Raw genomic sequence first — 26,107 nt, forward strand, 5'->3', positions numbered from 1 at the left:
TTCTGCCTACATAAGGCTCTGTTCTATCAGTTTGCTCTTCAGGGCCTTTACCGAGCCCTCATCAAGGTTGTATTGGAATTCTATGATTTCCTTGCCATCGATGTTGTATTTTTCTATATCCTTGACCCTGCCTGGTGATACTATGAGGACCTCGCTGTCTTCAACGAGTTTCCTGACCTCATCCTCATCCCTTGTGTTTGAAAACTCAATGCTGAGGTAGCCGAGTCCTGCAGATTCAAGGGCCTGCCTTGTCTTCTGCATGAACTGGTCTGATATGCACAGGAATCCGAATCTTTTGCTGTCAGGGTATCTCGCTATCCTGACTATGGTCTCCAGGTCTGGATTTATAGCAATTCCCAGGACTTCCTTCCCGAAGCTGCCGACAAGGTCGACTACTTCCCTGACATGATTGAAGGTCGCAATGACTACGCTTGCTTCCCTTAGCTTCCTTGCGGTCTCGTCATCCATGGTCTCCAGGTCTGAGATTGTCAGTGGCTGGCATGGAATCCTGGTAAGCTCAGTGAGCTCCCTTGCAAAAAACTTTGCCTGTTCAATGTTGCACTCGAGGAACACGGACCTGGCACCCGACAAGCCGTTTGTCCTGACCCTTATCCTGTCATCAAGCATCACTGAAAGACTCTTTTCATCCACTCCCAGAGCAGCAGCCTCATCTATTGCCTGGTCCAGCAGCCTGTGGAGGTTCAGATACCTGTCCCTGCCATATCCTGCCGCATCATCAGATACGAAGGTGCCTTTTCCCTGCCTTGATGTCAGCAGTCCTGATGCCTCCAGCTCCCTGTATGCTGAACTGACGGTATTCCTGCTTACTCCAAGCTCCAATGAAAGGTCCCTTTCAGCCGGCATCCTGTAGCCTGCTTCAAGCTCCCTCTTTTTTATGAGTTCGGAGACCTGGTCATATAGCTGCTTATAAAGCGGTTTGCCATTGTTCTTGTTAAGGGTAATGTTCAAATCAGTCACCTGTTTCCTTTAGTCACCTGTTTCCTGCAGGTAATTTTCCCATCTCTTGTTACCCTAATAGTACCACATTGGACGCATGATGCAAGGCTTTTTTTAGTCCATTAGAGTCCAATTTCATAATATTTACCATCTATTCTGTGAATTTTATGAGTCCATTAGGTTCCAATTAATGCGTTTTTGAATATTTCAAAATGGTATCCTTCATAATGTAATCGTATTTATGGAAAAACAAAGAAAAAGCTGCAGGAAATGAAATTTCCTGCAGCAATATATTCATGCGATATTTTTACAAATTTAACATATTTATGAGTAAACTTTCATAATTATCCATCTTTCTTATGAGCTTTACAGACCCGTCCGCCCTTATCAGAACCTCGGCAGGCTTAAGCCTGTTGTTGTAGTTGGAGCTCATCGAAAAACCGTATGCTCCAGCATCCATTACTCCAAGGGTGTCTCCGGTCTTGATTTCAGGAAGTAGCCTTCCCTTTGCCATGATGTCTCCGGATTCACAGATGTTTCCGACCACAGTCTGCTCGAATTCCTGACCTAAAGCCCTTCCGTCATTTGGATAGACCTCTATGTCATGATGGCTGTCATACATCATCGGCCTTGCCAGTACATTGAACCCAAGGTCTGTTCCCACATAGGTGGTACCTGCATTGTCCTTTACAGCATGGACTGTTCCAAGAAGTATTGAGGACTCAGCCACCACATACCTGCCCGGCTCAATCTTAAATAGCGGTGTCTCTCCTGTCTCTGCCATCCATTCCTTCAGTACTTCTGTAAACTCAGCCTTTAGGGATGCTATGTCCAGCGGTTCCTGCCCGGTCTGCTTCTTGTATGGAATTCCGAAACCGCCGCCGAAGTCAATTATCTTAAGCCCCTTGAAGCTCTTTGCAATCTCAAGGAGATTTTTGACTGCAGCAAGGAATGGGTCCTTCTCCATATAGAGCGAGCCTATGTGCTGATTGATTCCAATGAGCGTGGTTTTATTCCTGGTCAGTATTTCCTTGACCTTATCTATGTCATCCATGGAAACGCCGAACTTGGTCTTCTTTCCGCCTGTTACTACCTTTTCGCTGTGACCAGCGCCGACACCAGGGTTGAACCTGATTGCGACCTCAAGACCGTCAGCTATCCTGCCGAACTGATCAAGCTGGTCCAGTGAGTCAACACTCACTATGATTCCCCTGTCCAGGGCAAACTTCATCTCTTCAGCGCTTACGTTGTTCGCTACGTAGAATATCTTCTCATGCTCGAAGCCTGCAGCCTCAAGGGCCAGTATCTCTCCCGGAGACATTGCGTCAGCATAGAGGCCCTCCTCGTGGATGATCTTAAGAAGGCTTACATTTGAATTCGCCTTGACTGAATAGTTGGACTGGAAATTGGGAAGCTCTGCAAGGTTCTTCATATCCCTTGCCTTCTGCCTCAGAATCTCCTCACTATATACGTAAAGGGGGCTTCCGAACTTTACAAGAAGCTCCTTAGGGTCATTCCCCTTATAAAAATCTGTTGTCTGTGAATAATATGCCATATCCTACCTCCTGGCCATGATGCCCGACTAAAGGGCCAAAAGCCCCTTTTCCCGTTGAAACTTAATGTATTTGATTTTATCATGATTTTTTCCGCATGAAAAGCATATTGGATATTTTCATGAAAAAAATCAGTAAATATGCATAGATGGTGAATTATTCAATTTTTCACTCAGCCATGAGCAATCGGGAGGGTTGTGATATATAATTTAGTTATTGATAGGAAGCTTACAAAGGGGTGAATAGATTGAAAGAAATAGACATAAGGGAATTAGGCTTCAGGATAGGAAACGCTGAGGACAAAGACGGCGGGACAGGTGTGACTGTCATCCTCTGTGAGGATGGTGCAGTTCCAGGGGTGGATGTGAGAGGTGGAGCACCCGGAACCAGGGAGACCGACCTGATCGATTCGAGGGAAATGGTTGAAAGGATCCACAGTGTAGTGCTCGCAGGAGGCAGCGCCTTCGGACTGGATGCCTCTTCAGGAGTAATGAGATTCCTCGAGGAAAAGGGCATCGGCTTCGACACCGGTGTTGCAAAGGTCCCAATAGTTGCATCCGCAGTGCTTTTCGACCTTGCGTACAGGTCAGCCAAAATAAGGCCTGACCTTCAAATGGGCTATGAGGCATGCAGGAACGCATACCCGGGAAACTACGAGGACGGCTCAAGAGGTGCAGGAACTGGTGCCACAGTAGGAAAGATCATGGGACCACATAACGCCATGAAGAGCGGCATAGGTTCAGCAGCCTATGAGGTTGGAAGCGTCAGGGTCGGGGCAATAGTAGCTGTAAATGCCTTCGGCAGCGTATACGATGGAGGAAGCCTGATGGCAGGACCAAGGATTGCCGGAATCCCGGCTTCCACCGAAGATCTGATGATAAAGGGCATGGAGGCAAAATTCCGGGGAAACACTACAATTGGCTGCATCCTGACCAATGCCAGGCTGACCAAGGCTCAGGCCAACAAGCTTGCCACAATGGGACAGGACGGCTTCGCCAGGGCAATCAGACCTGTACACACAATGGTTGACGGAGATACCCTTTTCGTCATGGCAAATGGCAGCGAGGAAACAGACCTCAGCTTCCTTGGAACCCTTGCAGCTATGGCAGTTGAAAAGGCTATAGTCGAAGCTGTAAGGAAGGCAGAGAATCTTGGTGACGACATACCGACCTATTCGCAGATCGATTCAGGCAAGCTTAAGCACGGGCTTGATATATTCTAGGACAAATAGGGCGAAGCCGATGAAATTCATCGGCTTCGCCCTATTTCTACCTTATCTTAATGTATTTCCACTTTCCGGTCCTGAACCTCATCATTACAAAGAACCATCTTATCAGCTGGTCTACAAGTACGGCTGCCCATGCTCCCGTAAGTCCCATGCCGAAATTGTTGACAAGAACATAGGCTATGATCAGCCTGAACGGGAGAGCGCCTATAAAAGTCGCAATCAGCGGCCAGAAAGTATCACCGGCTCCTCTTAAAGCTCCGGCAAGTATGAGCTGGGATACCTGGAATGGCTGGACCAGCGCGATTATCTTGAGTGCACCTGATGCATTCCTAATAATCTCAGGGTCGGTGGAGTATAGGGATACGATATCCGTTCCGAAGAAAAAGAACAATAGGGCTATTACAGTCGCGACCACTGAGCCCATCTTCCTTGTCTCCTTAGCATACTCCTCAGCCTTCTTCGGATCTCCGGCACCGAGTGACCTGCCGACCAGTGATGATGCTGCTATGCCAAAGCCCTGTCCCGGCTGGAAAGATAGTCCAAGGATGCTCAGCGCAATCTGGTGGGCCGCATAGACTACAGTTCCAAGACCTGCCACTATCCTGACGAATATAAGTATGGCAACTCTTAAGGCCAGGGATTCAAGTGAAGCTGGAACACCTATCTTCACAAGGTTAGTCATGATGTCCCGGTTGAATTTGAACTTGTTCCTTAAGTTGAGCCTTACCACGCTGTCGCCCTTCAGAACAAAGGCAAGGAGCAGCATGCTTGCAACCACATTGGAAAGGGATGTTGATATTCCGGCTCCCGTTATTCCAAGCCTTGGAGCTCCCAAAAGGCCGTATATCAGGATCGCATTTCCTACAACATTCAGGAAGTTAACCATAATGTTTATCTTCATGGGAACCTTCGTCTGTCCCACTCCGCGGAGAGCAGCCGTTATCGACATGTTGAAGGATTGGAATATGAAGCCGACCATTATTATCTTGAAGTATGCGTTGCCTATTCCTATTACATCCTGGCCCGCACCCATGAACTGCATTATCTGGTTTGAAAAAACTATTCCCAATGCTCCCAGCGGTATTCCAAGACCCAGAAGATTCAGTATTATAGTGTGCTTCAGAGTACTCTCAATCCTGTCCCTCTTGCCCGAGCCAAGATACCTCGCTATCATGGCAGTTCCGCCTACATTCAGGGCCTGTACAAGCGAAAGTCCTACGAACATGGGCTGGTTGGTTATTCCAACCGCAGCCACTGATGCTGCAGCCTCTCCAAGGTTAGCAAGCCTCCCAAGCATAATCATGTCAACCATCCCGAAAAGAGTGCCCATGATGAGCTCAAGCACTATGGGCCACGAAAGCCTAATGATATCCGCCTTCACAGGATTCTTGATATATGCGTATATATTCAGTTTTCCGCTTCTCTTTTTATTAATCTCTTCCATTTCGTCTAACCATCACTTTCTTATCACATACAGAAAATTATAACATATAAACATCTTGTCAAAAAAATAACTTAGTTCCAAATGTATTTGAAGATGGAGATTACCATTCTCCATCATTCCAGAAGCCTTTCGCAGATGCCATCCATTTTCAAATGACAACATAAAGGATACTGCTATTCATCTGTGGTGTGGTGTTGCGAAGACAGAGTATAATATCTCTATATAAAATGAAGTGGTATAATAAATCATGTAATAGTCCTTCTTATTAATAGCCTGATAGGGAGAGGATGTGTGAGGTATTGAATGGATAATCAAATCAGAAAGTCTCTGCAACGAACTAAAATGAAAACACAAAATGTAAACCTGTACTATGGGTCATTTCAAGCTTTGAGGAACGTTTCCATTGATATTCAAGAATGTACGATAACTGCCCTGATTGGTCCGTCAGGGTGCGGCAAGTCATCCTTTCTGCGGCTTTTAAATAGGATGAATGACCTGATACCTGGAGTTAAGGTTGAAGGCAATATTTTGCTGGATGATGCTTCAATTTATGATAAGGATATGGATGTTGTTGCTCTCAGAAAAAGAGTAGGCATGGTATTTCAGAGACCAAATCCATTCCCGATGTCAGTATACGATAATATCGCCTTTGGTCCACGGCATCATGGACAAAAACATGCTTCTGAGATAACAGATATTGTTGAGCGGAGCTTACGAGAGGTCTCTTTGTGGGAAGAAGTAAAGGATAAGCTTAAAAAGCCTGCCTTCGACCTTTCGCCAGGTGAGCAGCAAAGGCTATGTATTGCACGCGCACTTGCAGTAGAACCAGAAGTAATATTGATGGACGAGTCATGCAGCGCACTTGATCCAGAATCCACTCTAAAAATTGAAGACTTAATGCAAATCATAGCTAAAAAATATACTATAATCATCGTTACTCACAACATGGAGCAAGCTGCCCGAGCATCTGACATGACTGCATTCATGATGATGGAAGAGGATAAGGCGGGAACCCTTGTTGAATATGCACCGACAGCCGAACTCTTTTCTAACCCTAGAGACAAACGAACTGAGGACTATATCACAGGCAGATTTGGGTAAACTGAACATAGAAATGCTGTGAGGAGATTGGAAGCTCCGTGCAAAGTCATTGAAAGTTGTTCTGCAGAAGAATCCGGCTAATTTTCCTCACTCGAATGGGTAACCTTAATAACATAGGAATGGAGGAAATCAGGCACCGATATTATCCTCACCGATGATTCTGGTTCTTGATTTTGTGTGATGAATATGAAAACAATGTATCTTAACTGCAAGAATCAAAGACGATCTGTCAAAGCCTTGGGAGCAGTGCTGCTGTCTCTGACTGTGAGCCTGACGTCCGCCTGCAGCATAAATTCAGAAGCAGGCCTTATTGTTGCCGGATCCACTTCTGTGCAGCCTTATGCCGAGATTTTAGCGGAAGAATACGCAATTCTAAACCCCGCTTCAGTCATTGACATTCAGGGGGGTGGCTCATCAGCCGGCATCTCTGCAGCCAAGTCTGGCACTGCTGATATCGGTATGTCATCCCGATCTCTAAACGACGAAGAGAAAAACTTGTGGAGCATTGAAATTGCCAAGGACGGGTTAGGTATAATAGTAAACCCTGCCAATCCGATTCTAAATCTGACTTTGGACCAGATCCGCAAAATTTACTCATCTGAAATCACAAACTGGAGCGAGATTGGTGGTTCAAATTCGAAGATCCATGTTATTACACGTGAAGAAGGGTCAGGTACTAGAGGCGCATTCGCGGACTTGGTTATGGAAAAAACTGAAATCACTCCAAAAGCCATAGTTCAAGACTCCAATGGGGCAGTAAAGCAATTGGTTAAGGATGATCCTAATGCCATAGGCTTCATTTCTTTAGGTCTGGTAGATGACACTGTGAAAGCATTGCATCTTGAAGGTATTGCAGCAACCCAGGAAAATATACGAAATGGAAGCTACAGTCTGTCAAGACCATTCCTATTCGTTTCGCTCAGCCAGCCTTCGGGACAAATCAAGCAATTTATCGACTTTATCCTCTCTGCTGAAGGGCAGAAAATATTGAGCAATGAGGGACTAATTCCTTCAAAGGAAGGTGCAGAGAAATGAAACATTTCAAGGAAAGATTCTCTGAAGGCATTTTTCTCATTTTGGCGCTTTCGTCTCTGTCAGTACTTGCGCTGATAACAGTATTCATAATAATCCAGGGCTTGCCGATAATCTCCAAGGTTGGCCTGATCAACTTCATATTTGGAATGAAGTGGGCCCCGAGCCAGGGGGCATTCGGAATATTCCCCATGATTGTCGGTTCAGTATCAGTCACACTTGGCGCAGCAATCCTGGGAGTTCCAATCGCTATTTGCTGCAGTATTTTTTTGGCTGAGTTTGCCCCAGCTGCACTAAGAAACATCTTTAGACCTGCCATTCAGCTGCTGGCTGGCATACCATCAGTAGTCTACGGATTTTGGGGAGTGCTGTTCATAGTTCCAGCGATCAGGAAATACCTGGGTGGACCTGGGCTAAGCATATTGGCAGGTTCAATCATTCTCGCAATAATGATTTTGCCTACGATAATCAGTATATCTGAAGTGTCCCTGCTTTCCCTGCCGCGTCAGTATAAGGAAGGTGGATTAGCCTTGGGCCTGACCCATTGGCAAACAATATATTTTTTGCTGTTGCCTGCTGCAAAGTCGGGAATTGTTTCCTCAATAATCCTGGGAATAGGACGCGCAATTGGAGAGACCATGGCGGTGATAATGGTTCTTGGAAATGCGGTAGCTATCCCACAGTCGATTCTTGATCCGGTAAGGACTCTGACAACTAATATAGGTATTGAGATGGGTTACGCATCCGGTGACCATCAGCATGCACTGTTCGCCACAGGTATAGTATTGTTTGTAATAATCATGGTTTTAAATGCTTCCGCCCAATATATCACGAGAAAGAGGTGAGGCTAGTATGAAAATCAGTGCACGAACTTCACAAAACATAGCCAAAGTTATTATTTGGTCAGCCGCACTTCTAGTAATTGTGATTTTGCTTGCCATAATTCTCTACATACTTGCGAAAGGCATACCTGTTCTAAGCTGGCAATTTCTGACTGAAATTCCGCGAAATATGGGTCGCTCCGGAGGCATTTCCTCATCAATTGTTGGTACCTTACTTGTGACATCAGTTGCGGTCATCGTAGCGATGCCATTTGGAATCGGAACGGCTTTCTATCTTACAGAGTATACCCGTGAAAGCAGGATCACACGTATTATCCGTTTCAGCGCTGAGTCGCTTGCAGGGATTCCATCCATTGTCTACGGACTCTTTGGATTCATATTCTTTGTCACATACCTGAAATTGGGATGGTCTGTTCTATCAGGCGGCCTGACTATGGCAATCATGATACTTCCGACAATAATCCGAACATCAGAAGAGGCAATTCGTACAGTACCAAACCTGTATCGTGAGGTAGGCTATTCACTGGGAGCCACAAAGTGGCAGACCATAACCAAGACTGTATTCCCATCAGCGCTTCCTGGCATAGCCAATGGAGTGATTTTGAGCATAGGCCGATGTGTGGCCGAAACGGCTGCTGTAATGTTGACAGCCGGTTCAGCCCTGCGTATGCCAACATCTCTATTTTCACCGACAAGGACCATGGCAATACATTTTTATATACTGGCCAGGGAAGGAATATCGATTGAGAATGCCTATGGCACAGCAGCACTGTTGATCACACTCATTTTTCTGATAAATGTCGTTTTCAATATGCTTGTCAATCGATTCATTGCGAAAGGTCGTTAGGAGGTGGAAGATGAATCAACAATCGAAGATAACAATAAAAGGGTTGAAATTCTATTATAAGGAAAAAGAGGTAATTCATGGTATCGACCTTGAGGTTACGGCAAATGAGATCCTGGCATGCTTCGGACCTGCCAACAGCGGGATAACGACTTTGCTGAGAACACTGAACCGTCTCTGCGACTTGATTCCAGGCGCACGCCCGGAGGGCGAAATCCTCCTTGATGGAAAAAACATTTATCATCCGGATATGTCAGTAGCTGAGCTGCGCCGCAAGGTAGGTATGGTCTTTGATGTGCCCACGCCTCTGCCCATGTCCATTTTTGATAACATCGCTCTGGGGCCTAGTATGGGTGGAGTCAAATCCAAGGCAGTACAGAGTGAAAAGGTAGAAAAAGCTTTGAGAATGGCTGCTCTATGGGATGATGTCAAAGACAGGCTGCACACTCCTGCTGCTAGATTATCCGGCGGACAGCAGCAGCGACTATGTATTGCCCGAGTTTTGGCACTGGAACCGGAGGTAATATTGTTGGACCGACCGTGTTCAGCGCTTGATCCGGTATCGACAGCTAAAATAGAGGATTCACTTAGAGAGCTAAAGGACCAGTTCACCATAATCATCGCACCTCATACTGTTCAACAAGCAGCGCGAATTGCTGACAAGGTCGCATTTATATTAATGGGTAATCTGATAGAACAGGGTATTGCTGAGGAAGTTTTCGCTAATCCTAAGGAGCAGCGAACAAGTGACTATATTACCGGAAGGTTCGGCTAAGAAAATTGCCGCAAAATCCAGCCTGTATATATTGAGACTAGCCTGTTCATCAAAACTATTGACCAGATGATGCTGTGGTAGATTTAGAGAACCGGTGTGAAATTCCAGAAAATTAATTACTGAGAGACAAATTGTAAGTTTTGGAGGTATATGGAAGTATGAGAAAAAGGTTTGACCAAGAGCTAGAAATACTTAACGCTGAAATAATCAAAATGGGAAGTCTCATTGAAACTGCAATTGAAACCAGCGTAAACGCACTGGTGGATCAGGATATGTCCCTTATAGAAATAGTGAATAACCTGGAAATCGAAATTGATGAGATGGAAAAAATCATTGAGAAACATTGCATGAACCTGCTAGTGCAGCAGCAGCCGGTTGCTTCGGATTTGAGACTGATAGAAGCTGCATTGAAGCTGATCACTGACATGGAACGTATCGGAGACCATGCAGAAGACATTGCTGAAATTACGAAATTGTTCGAAAATAAAAAATTCATAAAGAACCTGGTCCATATACCGCAGATGGCTGAGGTCACCATAAGCATGGTAAAAAGGAGCCTCGCAGCATATGTCAATAAAGATGAAAAGTTAGCTATACAGGTCTGTATCGATGATGATATTGTTGATAACCTGTTCGTTACCGTTAAAACAGAACTTATTGATATGATCCGCGAGGATTCTAACAACGGGGAACAGGCAATCGATCTGATTATGATTGCTAAATACTTTGAAAGAATTGGAGATCATGCCCAGAACATTGCCGAATGGGTAATCTTTTCAGTGACCGGAGAACATAAGAATACGGATAATATTGGAAAGACGATTCAAGCTGGCTCCTTTGCTGAGTGACACTGCAATTTGAACAAATTGAATACTGTCAAATAACACAAAAAAAACAGACCATATTATGATGGTCTGTTTTTATTGTTTAAGGCTCTTAGTGAACAGAACCTCAGCCTTACTTTCAATTTTATCCCAGCCCTGATTAAGCTGAGTCATTTGCTTTATCCAATTACTTCAAAATATCAGCAGTCTTCATAGCAATGCTTCGTCGTGGCCTTACTGATACTATTCTGGTGAATTCGTAGCAGGATAACTGAATTCCGGATAAAGGAACAGAAGCTCTGTCATTTTACTGCGATCTGCCTTGTACCAGGACTTTCCAATTCTCAACATGTCGTCCTGCACAAGGATATCTAAAGTCTCCTCTCCTTCTACCTGTACCTTCATCGCCCATCCTGCAGGATTTCCTCCAAGCGGCGAGTATCTCAGGTCAATGGAGTTGAAGACCTTGATGAACCTTCTCATGTCATCCTTACCAGTCACATGCTTTACGGCATCCTCAGTTGCCCTGATTGACATGCTGACTGAGGTCACTTCATCTGCCTTCAGTTCCGGAGTGACTATGTTTCTGAACATGACATAAGCTACCGCTATGAGTAAAACAAGCAGCACTCCATTAATCATATTAAGCTTCCATCTCTTCAAATACATCACCCCCCTCTTTTAGATATGTGTTTATTATATACTATCTTTGTTACCTCTGGTGAAAGTTTCTTTGAACATTCTGCCAAAAAAAGGACCGCTTTACGCGGTCCATGAATTTCAGCTATTCTTCATATCTGCCGAGAACTGCCTCAGCAACATTGTTCGCATGGTCTCCTACCCTTTCCATGTTGGATATCAGGTCAAGGAATAGTATTCCAGCTATAGGGGTACATTTCCCATGGGTGAGCCTTCTGATGTGCGTTTCCCTGTATTCCTTCTCAAGCTCGTCAATTCGCTTCTCGACCCTAAACATTGACTCCGCACGCTTCTTGTCGTTGTTCTTGTAGCTTTCAATAGCTATGTTAAGCGCATCAATGCAGTACGTGAACATCGACTTGAGCTCTTCGACAGCATCTTCAGTCATTTCAACGCCCTTTCGTATCTTTTCCTGAGCAAGCTCCATAATGTTCTCTGAATGGTCGCCTATCCTCTCGATATCGTTCAGGACATGGTAGGTTGAAGCTATCCTTCCGAACTCATTGATGTCTATATCGCTTGAAGAGAGCTCCACAAGGAAGTTGGTTATTCCTTCATTAAGCTCGTTTATTGTCCTTTCGTTTCCAAATATCCTCTCTGCGTTTGACTCATCGCTCTCAAGGAATGCCTCAAATGAAAGCTTGAAGTTTTCCTTGGCTATCTCAGCCATCCTTACAGTCTCGTTGATTACCTGGCCTTCAGCTATGGAAGGTGTCTGAAGAAGCCTCTTATCCAGCCTGTCGGTGACAGATACAGTTACCTCGTCCGTTCCGATCAGCTTGTTTGCTGCTGCAATAAGCAGATTTGAGAATGGAAGAAGTATGATCGTATTAAGCACGTTAAACATGATATGAAGGTATGCTATCTGCATCATTATATTTTCAGGTGATGTGACACTTCTAACTGCTCCAATCATCAGTGTCCCTAGTGGCATAAATATAAGCGTTCCTGTTGAGTTAAAGAGAAGATGTATTACCGCTGCCTTCCTGGCGGTCTTGTTGGTTCCTATGGATGACAGGAGGGCTGTAGCGCAAGTTCCTATGTTGGCACCTAGCAGCATCGGGAATGCAACCTCCATGGTTATCTTTCCAGTTGAAGTCATCGCAAGAAGTATTCCTGTCGTTGCAGAGCTTGACTGTATTACTGCTGTAGCAACAACTCCAAGTATGAGTCCCAGATACCATTGGCTTCCAATTGAAAGTATTATCTGCTCGAATGCTGCCGATTCCTTCAGTGGAGACATGGCAACCTTCATGAGCTCCATACCCTCCATGAGAAGACCGAATCCAAGAAGTATGCTGGCAAGGTCCCTTCTCTTCTTAGCCTTCGAGAACATGAACATTATGGCTCCGAAGAATATGGCGATTGGAACTATGGCATCCATATTCAGGGAGATTATGAATGCGGTTACAGTTGTTCCAATATTCGCTCCCATGATTATTCCGGTTGCCTGAACCAGATTCATGAGTCCTGCATTTACAAATCCTACTACCATGACCGTTGTCGCCGAACTGGACTGAATTATTCCAGTTACTATCGTACCTACCAGAACCGCACTGATCGGATTGGCAGTTACCTTTTCGAGTATGAACTTGAGCTTCGACCCCGCAGCATTTTCAAGTCCGTCTCCCATCATCTTCATTCCATAAAAGAAAAGTCCAAGACCCCCGAGCAGACCTATTATCATTTCAAAATCCACAATTATTCCTCCGTTTACAGAAAACTACACATGTAAGTCCAGTTAACATGATACAGGAATCTTCACCAATTGTTAATGGAGTGTAATGTGAATTAACATAGATTTAACGTTTGAAACGATAAAAGCAGGATCCTTTAAATTAAAGGACCCTGCTGCATACATTTTATTTTGGGCCTTGTTCCAGCCTATCCAATGGATTCGCCATCACAGTTGAAAACCTCAATCGCAGAGAGTGCTGCGTCCTTGTCCATCATGAGCTTGAATATAGATAGCGGTGCCGTGCAGGTATGCGCACCTGCATTCAGGGCATCCGTTACCTGAGAAGCTTCCTTGAAGCTAGCTGCCAGAATCTTAGTAGTAAGTCCCCTTTCATCGATGAAAGATCGCATCCTGCTAATCTCATCGTACGGGTTGAGGCCGCAGTTCTTCATCCTGTTGACATAGGGCGCCAGGTAGTCACATCCGGCTATGGAGCTCAGTATTGCCTGGTCTGCCGAATAGATTGCCGTGCCGAGTATCACGGTTTCCGGGTCATGTTCCTTGATGCGCCTTACAAGCTCCAGTCCCATGAAGCTCATCGGGGTCTTTATTCCAATCGCTTTACCCTTCGAAATCCCATAATCATAAAGCTTAAGATAGTCCGCATACAGTTCTTCAGTATCGCGGCCTACTACCTGAACAAAAAGCATTCCGGGCCCAAGCTCGAGAATGTCATCAAGCTGATTGAAGCGCGGCTTGTTTCCCTTCCTCAAAATCGTGGGATTCGTGGTTACTCCCTTGATTATTCCAGTCTTCAGCGCTTCCTTTATCTCATTTATGTTTGCGGTATCTATGAACATCATGATCCTTCCTTTTCCAATTAATTCTTTTCTCAGATTATCTGCTCGGTCCTCTCGATAATGTCGTCCTGTGTCTTCCTTGACAGAACATTGAAGAACGCTGAATATCCTGCAACCCTTACTATAAGGTCCCTGTGCTTTTCAGGATGCTGCTGGGCTTCCCTCATGGTATCTCTTGAAACCACATTGTACTGGACATGGAAGCCATCCAGCCTGTTGAAGAACGTCCTCAGCATCATGATAAGCTTCATCTTGTCCTCTTCCGACTGGAGTGTCTGCGGATTTACCTTCTGGTTAAGAAGCACACCTCCTGTGATTTCCTTTGTTGGAAGCTTCGAGACAGACTTGAATACTGCAGTCGGGCCGCTTCTGTCAGCATTATGGCATGGTGCGCAGCCTTCAGCCAGAGGTTCGCCAGCCATCCTTCCATCCGGAGTTGCAAGCGTACCCAGCCCCTGACCGATATTTGCTGAAATCGAGGATGTTCCTGCGTAATAGTTGCCGCCAATGGGTCCTCTTCCAAATCTCGTGTTGTGGTATTTCTTCATCTCCCTGATATGCATGTCGTAAGCTTCTCTTATAAGCAAATCCACATAATCATCATCATTGCCATATTTGGGAGGTACCTCGCTCATTATCCTTCTGATTCTCTCGCCTTCAGACCCTTCATAGTTGTTCATCATGGCACTCCAAAGCTCCTGAGGAGTTACAAGCCGCTCGTCAAAGACGCACTTTTTGATAGCGGACAGTGAATCTGCTAGATTTGCGATTCCCACCTGGAGGTCTGAAATCATGTCGTATACAGCTCCGCCCTCTTTAAGGCTAAGCCCCCTGTCAATGCAGTCATCAACAAGCGCGGAACACAGTACATCCATGGTATTTAGCTCAAGTGTCCTGTCGACTGCAGCATCAATTATGACCTGCTCTTTCGTGAACTGGGTGATGGTCCTGTCCCATGCAGCCATTACCTCATCAAAGGACTTGAATCCAGTAAACTTGCCTGCGCCTTCCATAAGATATGAGCCTGATTTGGGATCGACTCCATCATTCATCGCTATAAGGAGCGTCTTCGGATAATTGAGGAAGCTCATGCCTGTGCATCTGTATCCCCATTTCCCGGGTACTCCGACCTCAACACAGCCTATTGCACTGTAGTTGTAGGCATCCTCTCGTGAAACGCCCTTCTCGATTAGTGAGGGTATTATGACCTCATCAGAATTGAATGCCGGCATTCCGGTACCAAGCTTCATAAGCTCTATTGCCTCGTTCATGAACCTGCTGTCAAGGCCCCTGTGATATCGTACCGTCAGATTCGGCTGAGGCAGATGTACCTTAGCATCAGACTTGAGAATCAGGTAACTGAGCTCATTCACGGCGTCCTTTCCATCAGGAGTCTGTCCCCCAATCGTTACATTCTGATATAGCGGGCTTCCTGCGGAATACTGGGTATGGCTCCAGGACCTTATCTTATTGATGGTATATGTCTTTATCCAGAGGTTCGTCAGCAGCTCACAGGCTTCGTCCTCAGTAGTTCTGCCTTTCCTGAGGTCATCCATGTAGAAGTCGTAGAGATACTGGTCCATCCTTCCATACGAGAGGGAATGTCCGTTGCTCTCTATCTGAAGCACGAGGTGGACCAGCCATATGGACTGGACTGCCTCATAGAAGCTGTCAGCCTTGCTGTAAGGGACCTTCTTCAGGGTACTGGACATCTTTTCCAGCTCCGCCTTCCTCACCGGATCCGTCGTACCTGCCGCCATTTCAGAGGCAAGAAGTGAATACCTTCCGGCAAGCTTGGTGACAGCATCGATTGTTATCAGGATACCCTTGTAGAAATGCATTTTCTCCTGGTTGCGATAATCGGTCAGGTCCAGCTTCAGCATGGCCTCTCTAGTCTGGTCCTTGAAGCTTTCAAGCCCTTCCCTTATTATCCTCCCATAATTCACTGCGATATGTGCGTCTCCTGAAGTGATGTTCCCTTCAGCCTTTATGATCCCAAGATCATAGAACAGACGGCTCTCATCAGGCATCCCCGCAAGAGCCTTCTCCTTGATCGTCTTCCCTTTCCAGATGGGTGCAATGTCCCTCAGTATCTGCTTGTTCTCCTCTGTTATATGGAATACATCGCCATCACGCTTGTCAAACTGGTCAAGCTCATCGATGACCCAGTCCATTGCATATTCAGGGAATATTGGTGCTGCACAATTGGATGATGCCTGGTTTCCGGCAATCAGTGTCTCATCCTCAATATAGATGGTCATGTTGTCAAGGATTGTCTCAAGCATCCTTGCACGTTTTATCGCAAGGGGCTGCGCGGCATACCTTTCGTACGCTTCAGTAGTGCTGACCGCCCTCTCGACACAAACCCATCTTTTAGATTCAAGGACATTTTCACGATACCTGTTCATCCTTGCTGTCAGTTCACCAAAATATCTGCTCATTTTTTCCTCCCATTCTTAACTTTAAAGCCTACTTTGCTACAACCACGCTTATACCATGCATCATAAGCTCATCCGCTACTTCTCTGCTTATGCCATTATCTGTAACTACAGTACTTATCTCATCGAAGGAGAACTGATGCACGAGTCCGCTGGACCCGAACTTTTCAGAGTCTGTCAGAACTATTACTTTTTTCGCGCTTTCTGCCATGCTCCTTACAGTATCTGTCCTAACCTGGTCCCTGCCTGTGAATCCTGAATTTTTGTCAAAGCCGTCAGTCCCAACAAAGAGCTTGTCAACCTTGAACTGTCCTGCACATAGCTTCGTCATTGGCCCGGTGTTTACCTGGGATTCCCTCTGGAATTCCCCTCCCAGCAGCGTCACATTTATTCCTCTGGAGTCCCTTATGAAGTTAGCTATGAATACTGAATTTGTGATAATCCTTCCAAATCCCTTTTTCCTGGATATCTCCTCCGCAAGGAGCGCACAGCAGGACCCTGATTCTATCATCACGGTTTCTCCCTCCTGTATCATCTCGGCAGCCCTTTCTGCGATCATTCTTTTTGTTGAATAGTTCCTTGCAAGCCTGTTAGCGAGATCATCCGCATTTAGCACAACTGCAAATCCATGTTCTCTGCCAATGAGGCCCTTGGCCTCGAGCTGGTCAAGATCCTTCCTGATGGTGACCTGCGATACATTGGTCCTCCTGGAAAGGTCAGCCACAGATACCTTTCCTTCCTTTGTGATGATGTTCAAAAGTTCGATTTCCCTGGACATGTTCTCATCTCCAAACTCTTATTACTACGCTTCAAATTATACCTTTCACTTTCGTAAGTGTCAATAATTACTTTCATTCGTAAGTTTTTTTATTCTTTTTGAAATTTATCTCTTCAATTTGCATCTAAATTCTGATATGCTTAATACATCGAGGCAAGGAGGAACCAAATGAGCAGAAAAGGAATGGTATTCAATATTCAATGGTTCAGCATTCATGACGGACCAGGTATCCGTACTGCGGTTTTCCTAAAAGGATGTCCGCTTCACTGCCCATGGTGTTCCAATCCTGAATCTCAATCGAAGGATATCCAGCTTACCTGGGACAGAAAAAAATGCATCAGCTGCGGAGCCTGTATAAGCGCCTGCAATTTTGACGCAATACATATGATTGAGGCGAAGGATCTGAGCCAAGAAGCTTCATCAAAGAAAATCATCATGATAGACGGAAACAGATGCACCGCATGCATGATGTGCAAGAACGCCTGTCCAAAAGGTGCAATAGCATATGAGGGATACTATAGGACCGTTGATGAGGTCATGGACATAGTAATGAAGGATGAGCCATTCTATCTTGAATCAGGAGGCGGAATCACTCTTACAGGAGGAGAAGTGCTCTCCCAGCCGGAATTTGCAGCTGAGCTGCTCAAGACTGCGAAGTTAAAAGGCCTCCATACTACAATAGAGACAACCTGCTTCGGACCTAAAGAGAAATTCATGGCCCTACTGATTCATCTTGACCTTCTGCTTTGCGACATAAAGCATTGGGACAGCGAGAAGCATGAGAAGGTTACCGGAGTGCCTCTGGGACAGATATACGATAACATCAGAAGCGCGCTCCAGATACCGGGTCTTGATATAATTGGAAGAATCCCAGTGATTCCAGGATTCAACTATACGATCCACGATGCTGAAAAAATGAGCGAAGCTATCAGCGGACTTGGAATAAGTAAAATCCACCTCCTCAGATATCATAGCTTCGGTGAAAACAAGTATGAGCTGCTTAACCGTGAATACCTGATGAAGGGCACGGATTCAATACAGAAGGATGATCCTTTTTTCTTAGAGTATGCGGATGTGTACAGGCAGTCAGGACTGCAAGTGCTGTAAATTGAGAGACTGCAAAACCCCGAAGCCAAAGAGGCTTCGGGGTTTGCTCATAACGTATTTTTATTTGGTTAGAAACCGGGAAAGGGTTATATGTCATGCGCTATTGGCTTCATCCTCTCAAACGTATGGATATGACTGAAGCCAAGCCCCTTAAGTATCCCCTGGACTTCACCAATCTTATATCCAAGGTGAGACTCGGCGTGTGAATCGGATCCTATGGTGATAATCTCTCCTCCCAGGCTCCTGTATAGCTTAAGAATGTCCACCGAGGGAGTCAGGTCATTAAGACCGTACCTGAATGAGGATGTATTCACCTCTATCCCCTTTCCGTCACGGATCACAGTCTCAAGGATTTCCCTGATCAGACCCTCCACCTTTTCAAAGGGATAATCGCCTTCATCGTCGTACCTCTTGATCATGTCAAGATGACCAAGTACACTGTAGTCCTTATAGGTCCTTATTACCTTCAGGATCTCCACATAATATTTCTCATTGTATTCCTTTTGAGTCTTTCCCTTCTGGAAATCCTTTGTCCAGAATTCCTTGTCACCCACCTGGTGGCAGGACATAATTACAAAGTCAAAGTCATACTCATCAAAGTCCCTCTGGAACTGGTCTATCGTATGCACCTGCATGCCGAATTCAATCCCAAGCTTAAGTCCGATCTCTGTTCCGTACTTTTCACTGCATCTTCCGAATTCCTTCACGTACGCAGGATAATCACAGTTATCCTCAGTCTTTACTCCATGGTCCACGTGCTCGGTAAAGCAAATCTCCTGAAGGCCAATACTGATAGCCTTCCTGACCACTTCCTCCATCGGATAAACAGAATCATCGCTGAAGCTTGTATGAACATGGTAATCTGCAATCATATTAATCACTCCTGACCAGAACTTGTACACATCCAATCATTCCTAAGTCTACCTCCCTAGCTCTGACATGATATTGACTATGGAAATCATGTATGTTACGTTATTATGGTAACTTAGTAAAACTCTTTTGTAAAGTCTTTTAGTATGGAGGAAGTCAATGGTTTCAATTTCTGGAAATTCCTTTGTCATCAGGGAAATCAATACGAATCTTGTCAGGAATGTGCTTAAGTCTGGCGGCCAGTATACAAAACAGCAGATAGCCGCTTCTACCGGCCTGACTTCAGTTACTGCAGCCACTGTCCTGAATCAGCTCATAGCAAGCAATGAGGCTATTGAGGTTGAACTGTCATCTCCCCGTGGGGGCAGACCTGCCCACCAGTTCAAATACAATCCAGACCATGCGCATGCCCTGGTACTGTTTCCTGTGGAGGCAAAGAGTAATGTCAGGATAAGGTGCACTGTAGTCAACCTGTTCGGAGAGACCGTTTCAAGGAATGATTTCAAGGTACCTTACCTAGAGATTCCAATCCTGGAAGAAATCATTGACGAGATTATAATGTCATATCCCAAAATCAGTGCTATCGGTCTGGGGCTTCCGGGTGCTGAGCACGAGGGAAAGATCATTGTATCAGACTACAAATCACTTATCGGTTTGCCGCTTGTGGAGCATCTCAGAATAAGATACCAACGGCCTGTAATAATGGAAAATGATGTCAACTCTGCTGTAATCGGATATTCTGAAAAAGAGCTTGGTAATGACAAAGCTTCTGTAGCATATATCTATTTCCCAGGAACTTATCCGCCTGGCTCAGGGCTGCTTCTTAATGGCAGGTTGCTAAAAGGAGACAGCAATTTCGCCGGTGAGGTGTCTTTCATTCCTCTTGGAATTGACTGGACCGACAAGGAATTGTATTCTTCTCAGGAGAAGACATCAGACGCAGTAGCAAAGCTGATAGCAACAGTTGCCAGCATCCTTAATCCCCGGGATTTCGTACTTAACGGCGACTTCCTGACAAAAGGTCAACTGGAAAGAATCCATGAGAAATGCATGGCCTTGCTTCCTGAAAAGGTAAACCCCAGACTTCACCTTTCTGATGATTTCAACAGGGACTACCTGAATGGAATGATCCATCTGACCCTTAATGCAATAGAGCCGGGAGTCGTACTTTCAAGAGGCGGTTTTTAATATGATTCCCGGCGTCTGCGAATCTGATTCCAGTGACTTGATACAAATTATTCTTAACATAAATCATTTCAAGTCCTGAATATAAATTGAAATGCTCCCTTGTGAAAACTAAAACAGTTCTCATAAGGGAGCATTTCAGTTACCTACAAGGAGTTTCATCATCTTTTCTTTCACCGCACAGACTGGAGCAATCCTTATCCTTTACATAGGTCTATGAACAGCAGTGCCAGACTAATGCAGGGTTTCTAATATAAGCGTCAGCCATGGAATTTTTACCAACCTTTCTATACTGCTTTAGATGCTATTCTTTCGTAAAGTATTCAATCATTTCCTTGTATCGGTCCTGTGCCGAAAAGCATGTATCCAGCAAATATCCTCTTTCCTCCAGGAAATTATTCAGACCACGATAATAGAATTGCTTGTGCTTCTCTTCAATAATAAAAGGTTCAATATTGTTTTTTAAACACTCCTTGAACATGATCATTCGCCCGACTCTTCCATTTCCATCTTGAAATGGGTGAATGGACTCAAATCTATAATGGAACTCCATTATATCCTCGAATGTTACCTTCGAAATCTGATTATAGTCTATCAGTAATTTAGCCATTTCACCTTTAACCTTTGAAGGGGCAACTGTCTTATTATCTCCAACCATATTGGGCTTGCTTTTGTAATCACCCACCATAAACCAATCTTTTCTGCTATCTGAAGTGTTATTTTTCAGTATCCTATGGAACTCTTTGATGATAGCTTCCGACAAATTCTGGTCAGCTATGTCCAGCATATAGTCAAAACACTGAAAATGATTTATAGTCTCCACGATATCATCTATTGAAGCAGTTTCTTCATTCGCTGTTGCAATTGTATTTGTCTCGTAAATATATCTGGTCTGGTCCTCTGTCAGTTTACTGCCTTCAATACGATTGGAATTATATGACAGCTTAACCTGAGTCTGATGATATATCCCTCCCTTTAGCTTCATTTGCATCTCTTCCCTAAGCTTTTGCAGCAAAGGATTATCTATGTGGCTAATCATCTCTATGATGTCTCCCGGCTGGCAATTCAAAACTCTACAAATTTCTTCAATGATTTTCATTGAAACATTCTCATTCTTTGAAAGCTTAGCCATTGTGGTAGATGACATCCCTATTCGTTTCTGCAACTCGGTTTTTGAAATCCCTTTATCTGAAAGCAGCTGAAATAACTTCCTATACTGAATTGGCATTTCGTCACCATCCTCTCCAGTATTATACCACATTCCTTTACAATTATAAATTTACAAATCAAAATCTTTGTCTTTATAAAGATTTCTAACACATAATTATATATAAAAAACCTTCCAGAATAAATCCTGGAAGGTTCTGTAACTTTTCTTGTAATACGTGAAAGGAGTAATCCTTTTGAAAGGATAGTAGTCCTTATCTCTTTGAGAACTGAGGACTTCTCCTCGCCTTCTTCAAACCGTACTTCTTTCTTTCCTTCATTCTTGGGTCTCTTGTAAGGAATCCTGCTTTCTTGAGGTCTCCTCTGAGAGATATGTCAGCCTTGAGCAGGGCTCTGGAAATTCCGTGCCTTATTGCTCCTGCCTGTCCTGTGAATCCGCCACCGTGAACATTTACGAGAACATCGTAGCTGTCCTTTGTGGAAGTGAGAACGAGCGGCTGGTTTACTATTGTTATGAGAGTCTCAAGTCCAAAATAGTTCGTGATGTCTCTCTTGTTTATCGTTACCTTGCCTTCGCCTGGTACGAGTCTGACTCTTGCAACTGACTTCTTTCTTCTGCCAGTTCCTATGTACTGTACTTTTGCCATAATTTTTATCCTCCCTCAGTCCTTCTAGTACTTAAGCTCAAGAACTTCAGGGTTCTGAGCCTCATGAGGATGGCTAGATCCTCTGTAAACCTTCAGCTTGAGCAGCTGGGCTCTTCCAAGGACTCCAGTCGGGAGCATCCTTCTTACCGCTTCAGTGAAAGCGAGCTCCGGCTTCTTTTCCATTACTTCCCTGTAAGGTGTCTCTTTGAGTCCTCCTGGGTAGTTGGAGTGGTGCCTCATCATCTTCTGGTCAAGCTTTTTGCCTGTAAGCACAGCCTTCTCAGCATTGATTATGATTACGAAATCTCCTGTGTCCACATTAGGTGTGAACTCCGGCTTGTTCTTTCCTCTAAGTATGGTAGCGACCTGGCTAGCTACTCTACCGAGAGGCTTTCCAGCTGCATCAACCACATACCATTTTCTTTCTACTTCACCTGGTTTTGCCAAATATGACTTCATTTCTTTCCTCCCGAAACTCTACAATTAAGTTCCTATTGTATTTAGGTAATCCTCGACTGTAGGATCCGGGGCTAGTGGATCCTTACAGGAAATTAACAAACACGATTATTATATTACATGTTCCACTTTCATGTCAATAAAAATCGTGGTGACACTCGTGTGCCAATATATTATACTTCAAAACGAAATCATTTTGAAAGTATAAACAACAAATAAATCTGAAAAACTGGATAAAACCGGATAATTTTCTACATTTTGCTGGTGCAGCTGCATTTGTTCAGCTCAATAGTATACTTTCTCAAGATAAAGCCCGCATGATGGAGCAGGCTTTGACCTTCCCCTTATACCAGACTCGAGTATACTCAGTATTTCTGAGTCACCTATTTTCCCCATTCCTGCATCAATCAGGGTTCCTGCTATGATCCTTGCCATGTTGTAAAGGAAGCCTGAAGCGGTAAGGGAAAGGATTATGAAGTCACCTTCCTCGCAAAGGGTTATGTCCCTCATTTCCTTAACAGTGTTCATGTCGCTTGAGCCTGTACTCATGAATCCGCGAAAATCGTGTGATCCCCTGAACAGTTCTGCTGCAGTCATCATCTTCTCAAGGTCAATTGATTCCTCCACCAGGCAGGCATAATTCCTGTATATGGCTGAAGGGTGGCTTCGTCTCAGCATCCTGTAGGAATATGTCTTCCCGTCAGAGCTGTACCTTGCATGGAAGCCTTCAGGCATCTCCATTGAGGAGAGTGCCCTGATGTCGTCAGGAAGCTTTGCATTTACTGCCAGAGCTATCCTTTCAGGTGGTATCCTTCCAACGGTTGTGAATGACACAGGATACTCCCGTGCATGTACGCCGCTGTCGGTCCTTGACGAGCCATTGACTTTGATTTCCTCCATGAGGAGGTCAGACAGTGCCTTTTCAAGGTCACCCTGGACAGTCCTTGCATTGGGCTGCCTCTGCCATCCTGAAAATGCAGTTCCATCGTATTCTATGAGAAGCTTAATGTTCATATCAGATTCGTAAGTCCTAGTGCAAAGGTTGCAGCAAACAGCACTGCAAACGAGGCGAATGCCACTCCGTCACGCTTTGTGTACTTGAGCTGCTTCATCCTGGTCCTTCCCTCTCCGCCTCTGTAGCTCCTGGCCTCCATGGCCATTGCAAGCTCCTCAGCTCTCCTGAAGGATGAGATGAATAGAGGGACCAGAAGAGGTATAAGGCTCTGTGCCTTCTTAATGAGGTTCCTTGATTCGAAATCAGCTCCTCTTGCCATCTGAGCCTTCATTATCTTGTCAGTCTCATCCATGAGTGTGGGGATGAACCTTAGCGCTATACTCATCATCATGGCAAGCTCGTGAGCAGGCACCCCTATCCTCTTGAAAGGCTTCAGAAGGCTCTCTATGCCGTCTGTGAGCTCTATAGGGGAAGTAGTCAGGGTAAGCACCGAAGTGCCCATTATGAGGAACATGAGCCTGAATGTCATGTACATGGCCTGATATACGCCTTCTCTGTAAATCTTGAAGATACTGAACTGGACCAGCAGCGTTTCGCTGGTTCCCTGAGTGACGAACAGGTTCAGGGCTGCAGTGAACAGTATGAGCACGAATACAGGCCTTATTCCCTTGTACAGATACTTGGGCGAAAGCTTCGCGACCTTCACCATAAGCACTATGAAGGCGAATACCGCCACATAGCCTACGAAATTCTTTACAAGGAAAAGGTTTATTATAAATAACAATGAAATCAGTATCTTCGTCCTCGGATCAAGCTTGTGTATGAAGGATTCGCCTGGGATGTACTGTCCAATCGTGATACTCTTTATCATGACAAGCTTCCTCCCTTCCTAAGCAGCCTGAGCAGCTCCTTCTTTGCATCCTTCACCGTGAATATGTCGGTGGACACATCGAAGCCCTTATCCTTCAAAGCCTTCATAAGGTAGGTAATCTGAGGTGCGCCGAGGCCCACGCTTTCAAGAAGCTCAGCCTTTGTAAAGACTTCGCTTGGCAGTCCCTTCATTATGACCTTTGAATCGCTCATTACGATGACCTCGTCAGCAATCTCCGCAACATCCTCCATTGAGTGAGTTACAAGGATGACAGTCGACTTGTAGTATTCATGGAGTTTGATTATCTGCGCCAGTATCTCGTCCCTGCCCTTGGGATCAAGTCCCGCTGTAGGCTCGTCAAGTATCAGGACCTGGGGTTCCATTGCTATGACACCCGCTATTGCTACCCTTCTCTTCTGTCCGCCGGACAGCTCGAAGGGAGATAGATTCCTGAACTTTTCAAAGTCGAGTCCGACTATTTCCATTGCCTTCCTGACCCTTGACTGTATCTCAGCCTCAGGAAGCCCAAGGTTCTTAGGACCGAATGCGACGTCCTTCTCTATGGTCTCTTCAAAAAGCTGGTACTCAGGGTACTGGAAAACAAGTCCCACCCTTTTCCTTACCTCGCTCATTACTGTCTTCTTGTCGGTAATGTCTACATCACCAATGAAGATTTTACCAGAGGTCGGCTTCAGAAGTCCGTTAAGATGCTGAATGAAAGTTGATTTACCTGAGCCTGTGTGTCCTATTATCGCATAAAACTTCCCTTCCTCCAGCTCAAGGCTGATGTCGTCAAGCGCAATCATCTCGAAGGGTGTTCCCGGCATGTATATGTGCGTAAGATTCTCTACTTTAATCGACATAGCGCCTCCACCATCTCCTCAATGTTGAGGATTCCCTCTTCAAGCGGGATACCTTCCTTGATCAGCTCGTGTGCCAGCTCAGTCACCTGAGGAACATCAAGGCCCACTGACTTGAGGAGTTCAACATTCTTGAACACGTTCCTGGGAATATCGTCTATTATTATCTTGCCTTCCTCCATGACTATTATCCTGTCACCCTGGACAGCCTCTTCCATGAAGTGGGTAATGTGTATTACGGTGATTCCAAAGTCCTGGTTGAGCTTCCTGACGGTCTTCATGACCTCCTGCCTTCCAGAAGGGTCAAGCATTGCGGTAGGCTCATCGAGGATAATGCATTTTGGACGCATGGCAAGGATTCCGGCAATAGCCACTCTCTGTTTCTGTCCGCCAGAAAGAAGGTGTGGTTCATGACGCCTGTATTCGTACATGTTGACTTCCTTGAGAGAATCATCTACCCTCTGCCTTATTTCGAGCGGAGGAACTCCGAGATTTTCAGGGCCGAAGGCAACATCCTCCTCCACTATGGTCGCAACCATCTGGTTGTCAGGGTTCTGGAATACCATTCCAGCTCTTCTCCTGACCTCCCAGGTATTCTCAATGTCTGTGGCATCGATGCCATCGACATATATCTTTCCCCCTGTAGGCAGCAGAAGCGCATTCATATGCTTTGCAAGGGTTGATTTTCCTGACCCGTTATGTCCCAGGATAACAACGAATTCACCCTGCTTTATCGTGAGGTCGATGCCGTTAAGGGAATACACCTTCTCGGCATCCTCCCTGTCGTCATAATAATGAGTGAGGCCTTCAGCCCTTATCATATCTTTCTTTTCATCTATGTTAGTCATAACTTCCTCCTCATGGATAGGCACTGGAATCCTATTCCCATGGATTCCACTACTTATCCTGATATTTGGAAAAAAGGGACTAAGCGCG

25 protein-coding genes are annotated in these 26,107 nt (G+C 45.1%); 9 read left to right on the forward strand and 16 right to left on the reverse strand.

The window, feature by feature from the left end:
• Positions 1 to 6: 6 nt before the first annotated feature.
• Both J2Z34_RS07725 and lysA read right to left on the reverse strand, forming a co-directional pair.
• On the reverse strand, positions 7 to 969 hold the full coding sequence (locus J2Z34_RS07725) for a GntR family transcriptional regulator (RefSeq protein WP_209459295.1): 963 nt from the start codon (positions 967 to 969) through the stop codon (positions 7 to 9).
• Positions 970 to 1,264: 295 nt separating this feature from the next.
• Positions 1,265 to 2,512 carry a diaminopimelate decarboxylase gene (gene lysA / locus J2Z34_RS07730; protein WP_209459296.1) on the reverse strand — a complete coding sequence of 416 codons (1,248 nt, stop codon included), beginning with the start codon at positions 2,510 to 2,512 and terminating at the stop codon, positions 1,265 to 1,267.
• Positions 2,513 to 2,757: 245 nt separating this feature from the next.
• On the opposite strand from lysA, the gene J2Z34_RS07735 reads away from it, so the two are divergent.
• Positions 2,758 to 3,732, forward strand: a complete 975-nt coding sequence (locus J2Z34_RS07735; protein ID WP_209459297.1) for a P1 family peptidase — start codon at positions 2,758 to 2,760, stop codon at positions 3,730 to 3,732.
• A 46-nt stretch (positions 3,733 to 3,778) separates the two neighbouring features.
• Here the strand turns inward: J2Z34_RS07735 and J2Z34_RS07740 are convergent, their stop codons facing one another.
• On the reverse strand, positions 3,779 to 5,182 hold the full coding sequence (locus J2Z34_RS07740; RefSeq protein WP_209459298.1) for an MATE family efflux transporter: 1,404 nt from the start codon (positions 5,180 to 5,182) through the stop codon (positions 3,779 to 3,781).
• A 303-nt stretch (positions 5,183 to 5,485) separates the two neighbouring features.
• Between J2Z34_RS07740 and pstB the strand changes: the two genes are divergently transcribed.
• From pstB to phoU, 6 genes are all read left to right on the forward strand, one after another.
• Positions 5,486 to 6,283 (forward strand): phosphate ABC transporter ATP-binding protein PstB, encoded by a 798-nt coding sequence (gene pstB / locus J2Z34_RS07745; RefSeq protein ID WP_209459299.1) that lies wholly within the window; start codon positions 5,486 to 5,488, stop codon positions 6,281 to 6,283.
• Positions 6,284 to 6,529: 246 nt separating this feature from the next.
• The gene (locus tag J2Z34_RS07750; protein ID WP_342453134.1) at positions 6,530 to 7,318 is read left to right on the forward strand and encodes a phosphate ABC transporter substrate-binding protein; all 789 of its coding nucleotides are present in this window, start codon (positions 6,530 to 6,532) and stop codon (positions 7,316 to 7,318) included.
• A complete protein-coding gene (gene pstC / locus J2Z34_RS07755) occupies positions 7,315 to 8,160 on the forward strand; it encodes a phosphate ABC transporter permease subunit PstC (RefSeq protein ID WP_209459300.1) in 846 nt (281 codons plus the stop codon). Before J2Z34_RS07750 ends, pstC begins: the two co-directional genes overlap by 4 nt.
• A gap of 7 nt (positions 8,161 to 8,167) precedes the next feature.
• Positions 8,168 to 9,004: a phosphate ABC transporter permease PstA gene (gene pstA, locus J2Z34_RS07760; RefSeq protein WP_209459301.1), complete on the forward strand. Its 837-nt coding sequence runs from the start codon at positions 8,168 to 8,170 to the stop codon at positions 9,002 to 9,004.
• A 10-nt stretch (positions 9,005 to 9,014) separates the two neighbouring features.
• Positions 9,015 to 9,776 carry a phosphate ABC transporter ATP-binding protein gene (locus tag J2Z34_RS07765; RefSeq protein WP_209459302.1) on the forward strand — a complete coding sequence of 254 codons (762 nt, stop codon included), beginning with the start codon at positions 9,015 to 9,017 and terminating at the stop codon, positions 9,774 to 9,776.
• A 158-nt stretch (positions 9,777 to 9,934) separates the two neighbouring features.
• Complete coding sequence (gene phoU, locus J2Z34_RS07770; protein ID WP_209459303.1) at positions 9,935 to 10,624, forward strand: phosphate signaling complex protein PhoU; 690 nt, start codon at positions 9,935 to 9,937, stop codon at positions 10,622 to 10,624.
• Positions 10,625 to 10,843: 219 nt separating this feature from the next.
• Here the strand turns inward: phoU and J2Z34_RS07775 are convergent, their stop codons facing one another.
• From J2Z34_RS07775 to J2Z34_RS07795, 5 genes are all read right to left on the reverse strand, one after another.
• Positions 10,844 to 11,263: a hypothetical protein gene (locus J2Z34_RS07775; RefSeq protein ID WP_209459304.1), complete on the reverse strand. Its 420-nt coding sequence runs from the start codon at positions 11,261 to 11,263 to the stop codon at positions 10,844 to 10,846.
• Between the two features lie 121 nt (positions 11,264 to 11,384).
• Positions 11,385 to 12,986, reverse strand: a complete 1,602-nt coding sequence (locus tag J2Z34_RS07780; protein WP_209459377.1) for a Na/Pi cotransporter family protein — start codon at positions 12,984 to 12,986, stop codon at positions 11,385 to 11,387.
• Between the two features lie 197 nt (positions 12,987 to 13,183).
• Positions 13,184 to 13,840: a transaldolase family protein gene (locus J2Z34_RS07785; RefSeq protein ID WP_209459305.1), complete on the reverse strand. Its 657-nt coding sequence runs from the start codon at positions 13,838 to 13,840 to the stop codon at positions 13,184 to 13,186.
• A gap of 29 nt (positions 13,841 to 13,869) precedes the next feature.
• Entirely contained in the window at positions 13,870 to 16,278 is a 2,409-nt protein-coding gene (locus J2Z34_RS07790; RefSeq protein ID WP_209459306.1) for a glycyl radical protein, read from the reverse strand.
• Positions 16,279 to 16,306: 28 nt separating this feature from the next.
• Entirely contained in the window at positions 16,307 to 17,053 is a 747-nt protein-coding gene (locus tag J2Z34_RS07795) for a DeoR/GlpR family DNA-binding transcription regulator (protein WP_209459307.1), read from the reverse strand.
• Between the two features lie 168 nt (positions 17,054 to 17,221).
• On the opposite strand from J2Z34_RS07795, the gene J2Z34_RS07800 reads away from it, so the two are divergent.
• Positions 17,222 to 18,160: a glycyl-radical enzyme activating protein gene (locus J2Z34_RS07800; protein WP_209459308.1), complete on the forward strand. Its 939-nt coding sequence runs from the start codon at positions 17,222 to 17,224 to the stop codon at positions 18,158 to 18,160.
• Between the two features lie 86 nt (positions 18,161 to 18,246).
• On the opposite strand, the gene J2Z34_RS07805 is transcribed toward J2Z34_RS07800, so the two are convergent.
• Positions 18,247 to 19,032, reverse strand: coding sequence for a histidinol-phosphatase HisJ family protein (locus J2Z34_RS07805; protein ID WP_209459309.1), 786 nt, complete (start codon positions 19,030 to 19,032; stop codon positions 18,247 to 18,249).
• 157 nt (positions 19,033 to 19,189) lie between these two features.
• On the opposite strand from J2Z34_RS07805, the gene J2Z34_RS07810 reads away from it, so the two are divergent.
• Positions 19,190 to 20,218 carry an ROK family protein gene (locus tag J2Z34_RS07810; protein ID WP_209459310.1) on the forward strand — a complete coding sequence of 343 codons (1,029 nt, stop codon included), beginning with the start codon at positions 19,190 to 19,192 and terminating at the stop codon, positions 20,216 to 20,218.
• 301 nt (positions 20,219 to 20,519) lie between these two features.
• Here J2Z34_RS07810 and J2Z34_RS07815 read toward each other — a convergent pair whose 3' ends face one another.
• From J2Z34_RS07815 to J2Z34_RS07845, 7 genes are all read right to left on the reverse strand, one after another.
• The gene (locus J2Z34_RS07815; RefSeq protein ID WP_209459311.1) at positions 20,520 to 21,443 is read right to left on the reverse strand and encodes a helix-turn-helix domain-containing protein; all 924 of its coding nucleotides are present in this window, start codon (positions 21,441 to 21,443) and stop codon (positions 20,520 to 20,522) included.
• 193 nt (positions 21,444 to 21,636) lie between these two features.
• Positions 21,637 to 22,029 carry a 30S ribosomal protein S9 gene (rpsI, locus tag J2Z34_RS07820; protein ID WP_209459312.1) on the reverse strand — a complete coding sequence of 131 codons (393 nt, stop codon included), beginning with the start codon at positions 22,027 to 22,029 and terminating at the stop codon, positions 21,637 to 21,639.
• A gap of 24 nt (positions 22,030 to 22,053) precedes the next feature.
• A complete protein-coding gene (gene rplM, locus J2Z34_RS07825) occupies positions 22,054 to 22,488 on the reverse strand; it encodes a 50S ribosomal protein L13 (protein ID WP_023388351.1) in 435 nt (144 codons plus the stop codon).
• A 282-nt stretch (positions 22,489 to 22,770) separates the two neighbouring features.
• The gene (truA, locus tag J2Z34_RS07830) at positions 22,771 to 23,499 is read right to left on the reverse strand and encodes a tRNA pseudouridine(38-40) synthase TruA (protein ID WP_209459313.1); all 729 of its coding nucleotides are present in this window, start codon (positions 23,497 to 23,499) and stop codon (positions 22,771 to 22,773) included.
• A complete protein-coding gene (locus tag J2Z34_RS07835) occupies positions 23,496 to 24,311 on the reverse strand; it encodes an energy-coupling factor transporter transmembrane component T family protein (protein WP_209459314.1) in 816 nt (271 codons plus the stop codon). Before J2Z34_RS07835 ends, truA begins: the two co-directional genes overlap by 4 nt.
• Positions 24,308 to 25,174 (reverse strand): energy-coupling factor transporter ATPase, encoded by an 867-nt coding sequence (locus tag J2Z34_RS07840; RefSeq protein ID WP_209459315.1) that lies wholly within the window; start codon positions 25,172 to 25,174, stop codon positions 24,308 to 24,310. The genes J2Z34_RS07835 and J2Z34_RS07840 overlap by 4 nt, the downstream gene beginning before the upstream one ends.
• The gene (locus J2Z34_RS07845) at positions 25,159 to 26,019 is read right to left on the reverse strand and encodes an energy-coupling factor transporter ATPase (protein ID WP_209459316.1); all 861 of its coding nucleotides are present in this window, start codon (positions 26,017 to 26,019) and stop codon (positions 25,159 to 25,161) included. Before J2Z34_RS07845 ends, J2Z34_RS07840 begins: the two co-directional genes overlap by 16 nt.
• Between the last annotated feature and the right edge of the window lie 88 nt (positions 26,020 to 26,107).

Source organism: Youngiibacter multivorans (genome assembly GCF_017873395.1).
In the GTDB taxonomy this organism is placed as follows: domain Bacteria; phylum Bacillota; class Clostridia; order Clostridiales; family Clostridiaceae; genus Youngiibacter; species Youngiibacter multivorans.

Bases quoted from the DNA above. Each gene is read 5' to 3' on its own strand.
- lysA (WP_209459296.1), bottom strand. From the start codon at position 2,512: ATGGCATATTATTCACAGACAACAGATTTTTATAAGGGGAATGACCCT.
- J2Z34_RS07740 (WP_209459298.1), bottom strand. From the start codon at position 5,182: ATGGAAGAGATTAATAAAAAGAGAAGCGGAAAACTGAATATATACGCA.
- pstB (WP_209459299.1), top strand. From the start codon at position 5,486: ATGGATAATCAAATCAGAAAGTCTCTGCAACGAACTAAAATGAAAACA.
- pstC (WP_209459300.1), top strand. From the start codon at position 7,315: ATGAAACATTTCAAGGAAAGATTCTCTGAAGGCATTTTTCTCATTTTG.
- pstA (WP_209459301.1), top strand. From the start codon at position 8,168: ATGAAAATCAGTGCACGAACTTCACAAAACATAGCCAAAGTTATTATT.
- J2Z34_RS07765 (WP_209459302.1), top strand. From the start codon at position 9,015: ATGAATCAACAATCGAAGATAACAATAAAAGGGTTGAAATTCTATTAT.
- phoU (WP_209459303.1), top strand. From the start codon at position 9,935: ATGAGAAAAAGGTTTGACCAAGAGCTAGAAATACTTAACGCTGAAATA.
- J2Z34_RS07780 (WP_209459377.1), bottom strand. From the start codon at position 12,986: ATGATAATAGGTCTGCTCGGGGGTCTTGGACTTTTCTTTTATGGAATG.
- J2Z34_RS07785 (WP_209459305.1), bottom strand. From the start codon at position 13,840: ATGATGTTCATAGATACCGCAAACATAAATGAGATAAAGGAAGCGCTG.
- J2Z34_RS07790 (WP_209459306.1), bottom strand. From the start codon at position 16,278: ATGAGCAGATATTTTGGTGAACTGACAGCAAGGATGAACAGGTATCGT.
- J2Z34_RS07795 (WP_209459307.1), bottom strand. From the start codon at position 17,053: ATGTCCAGGGAAATCGAACTTTTGAACATCATCACAAAGGAAGGAAAG.
- J2Z34_RS07800 (WP_209459308.1), top strand. From the start codon at position 17,222: ATGAGCAGAAAAGGAATGGTATTCAATATTCAATGGTTCAGCATTCAT.
- J2Z34_RS07805 (WP_209459309.1), bottom strand. From the start codon at position 19,032: ATGATTGCAGATTACCATGTTCATACAAGCTTCAGCGATGATTCTGTT.
- J2Z34_RS07810 (WP_209459310.1), top strand. From the start codon at position 19,190: ATGGTTTCAATTTCTGGAAATTCCTTTGTCATCAGGGAAATCAATACG.
- J2Z34_RS07815 (WP_209459311.1), bottom strand. From the start codon at position 21,443: ATGCCAATTCAGTATAGGAAGTTATTTCAGCTGCTTTCAGATAAAGGG.
- rpsI (WP_209459312.1), bottom strand. From the start codon at position 22,029: ATGGCAAAAGTACAGTACATAGGAACTGGCAGAAGAAAGAAGTCAGTT.
- rplM (WP_023388351.1), bottom strand. From the start codon at position 22,488: ATGAAGTCATATTTGGCAAAACCAGGTGAAGTAGAAAGAAAATGGTAT.
- truA (WP_209459313.1), bottom strand. From the start codon at position 23,499: ATGAACATTAAGCTTCTCATAGAATACGATGGAACTGCATTTTCAGGA.
- J2Z34_RS07835 (WP_209459314.1), bottom strand. From the start codon at position 24,311: ATGATAAAGAGTATCACGATTGGACAGTACATCCCAGGCGAATCCTTC.
- J2Z34_RS07840 (WP_209459315.1), bottom strand. From the start codon at position 25,174: ATGTCGATTAAAGTAGAGAATCTTACGCACATATACATGCCGGGAACA.
- J2Z34_RS07845 (WP_209459316.1), bottom strand. From the start codon at position 26,019: ATGACTAACATAGATGAAAAGAAAGATATGATAAGGGCTGAAGGCCTC.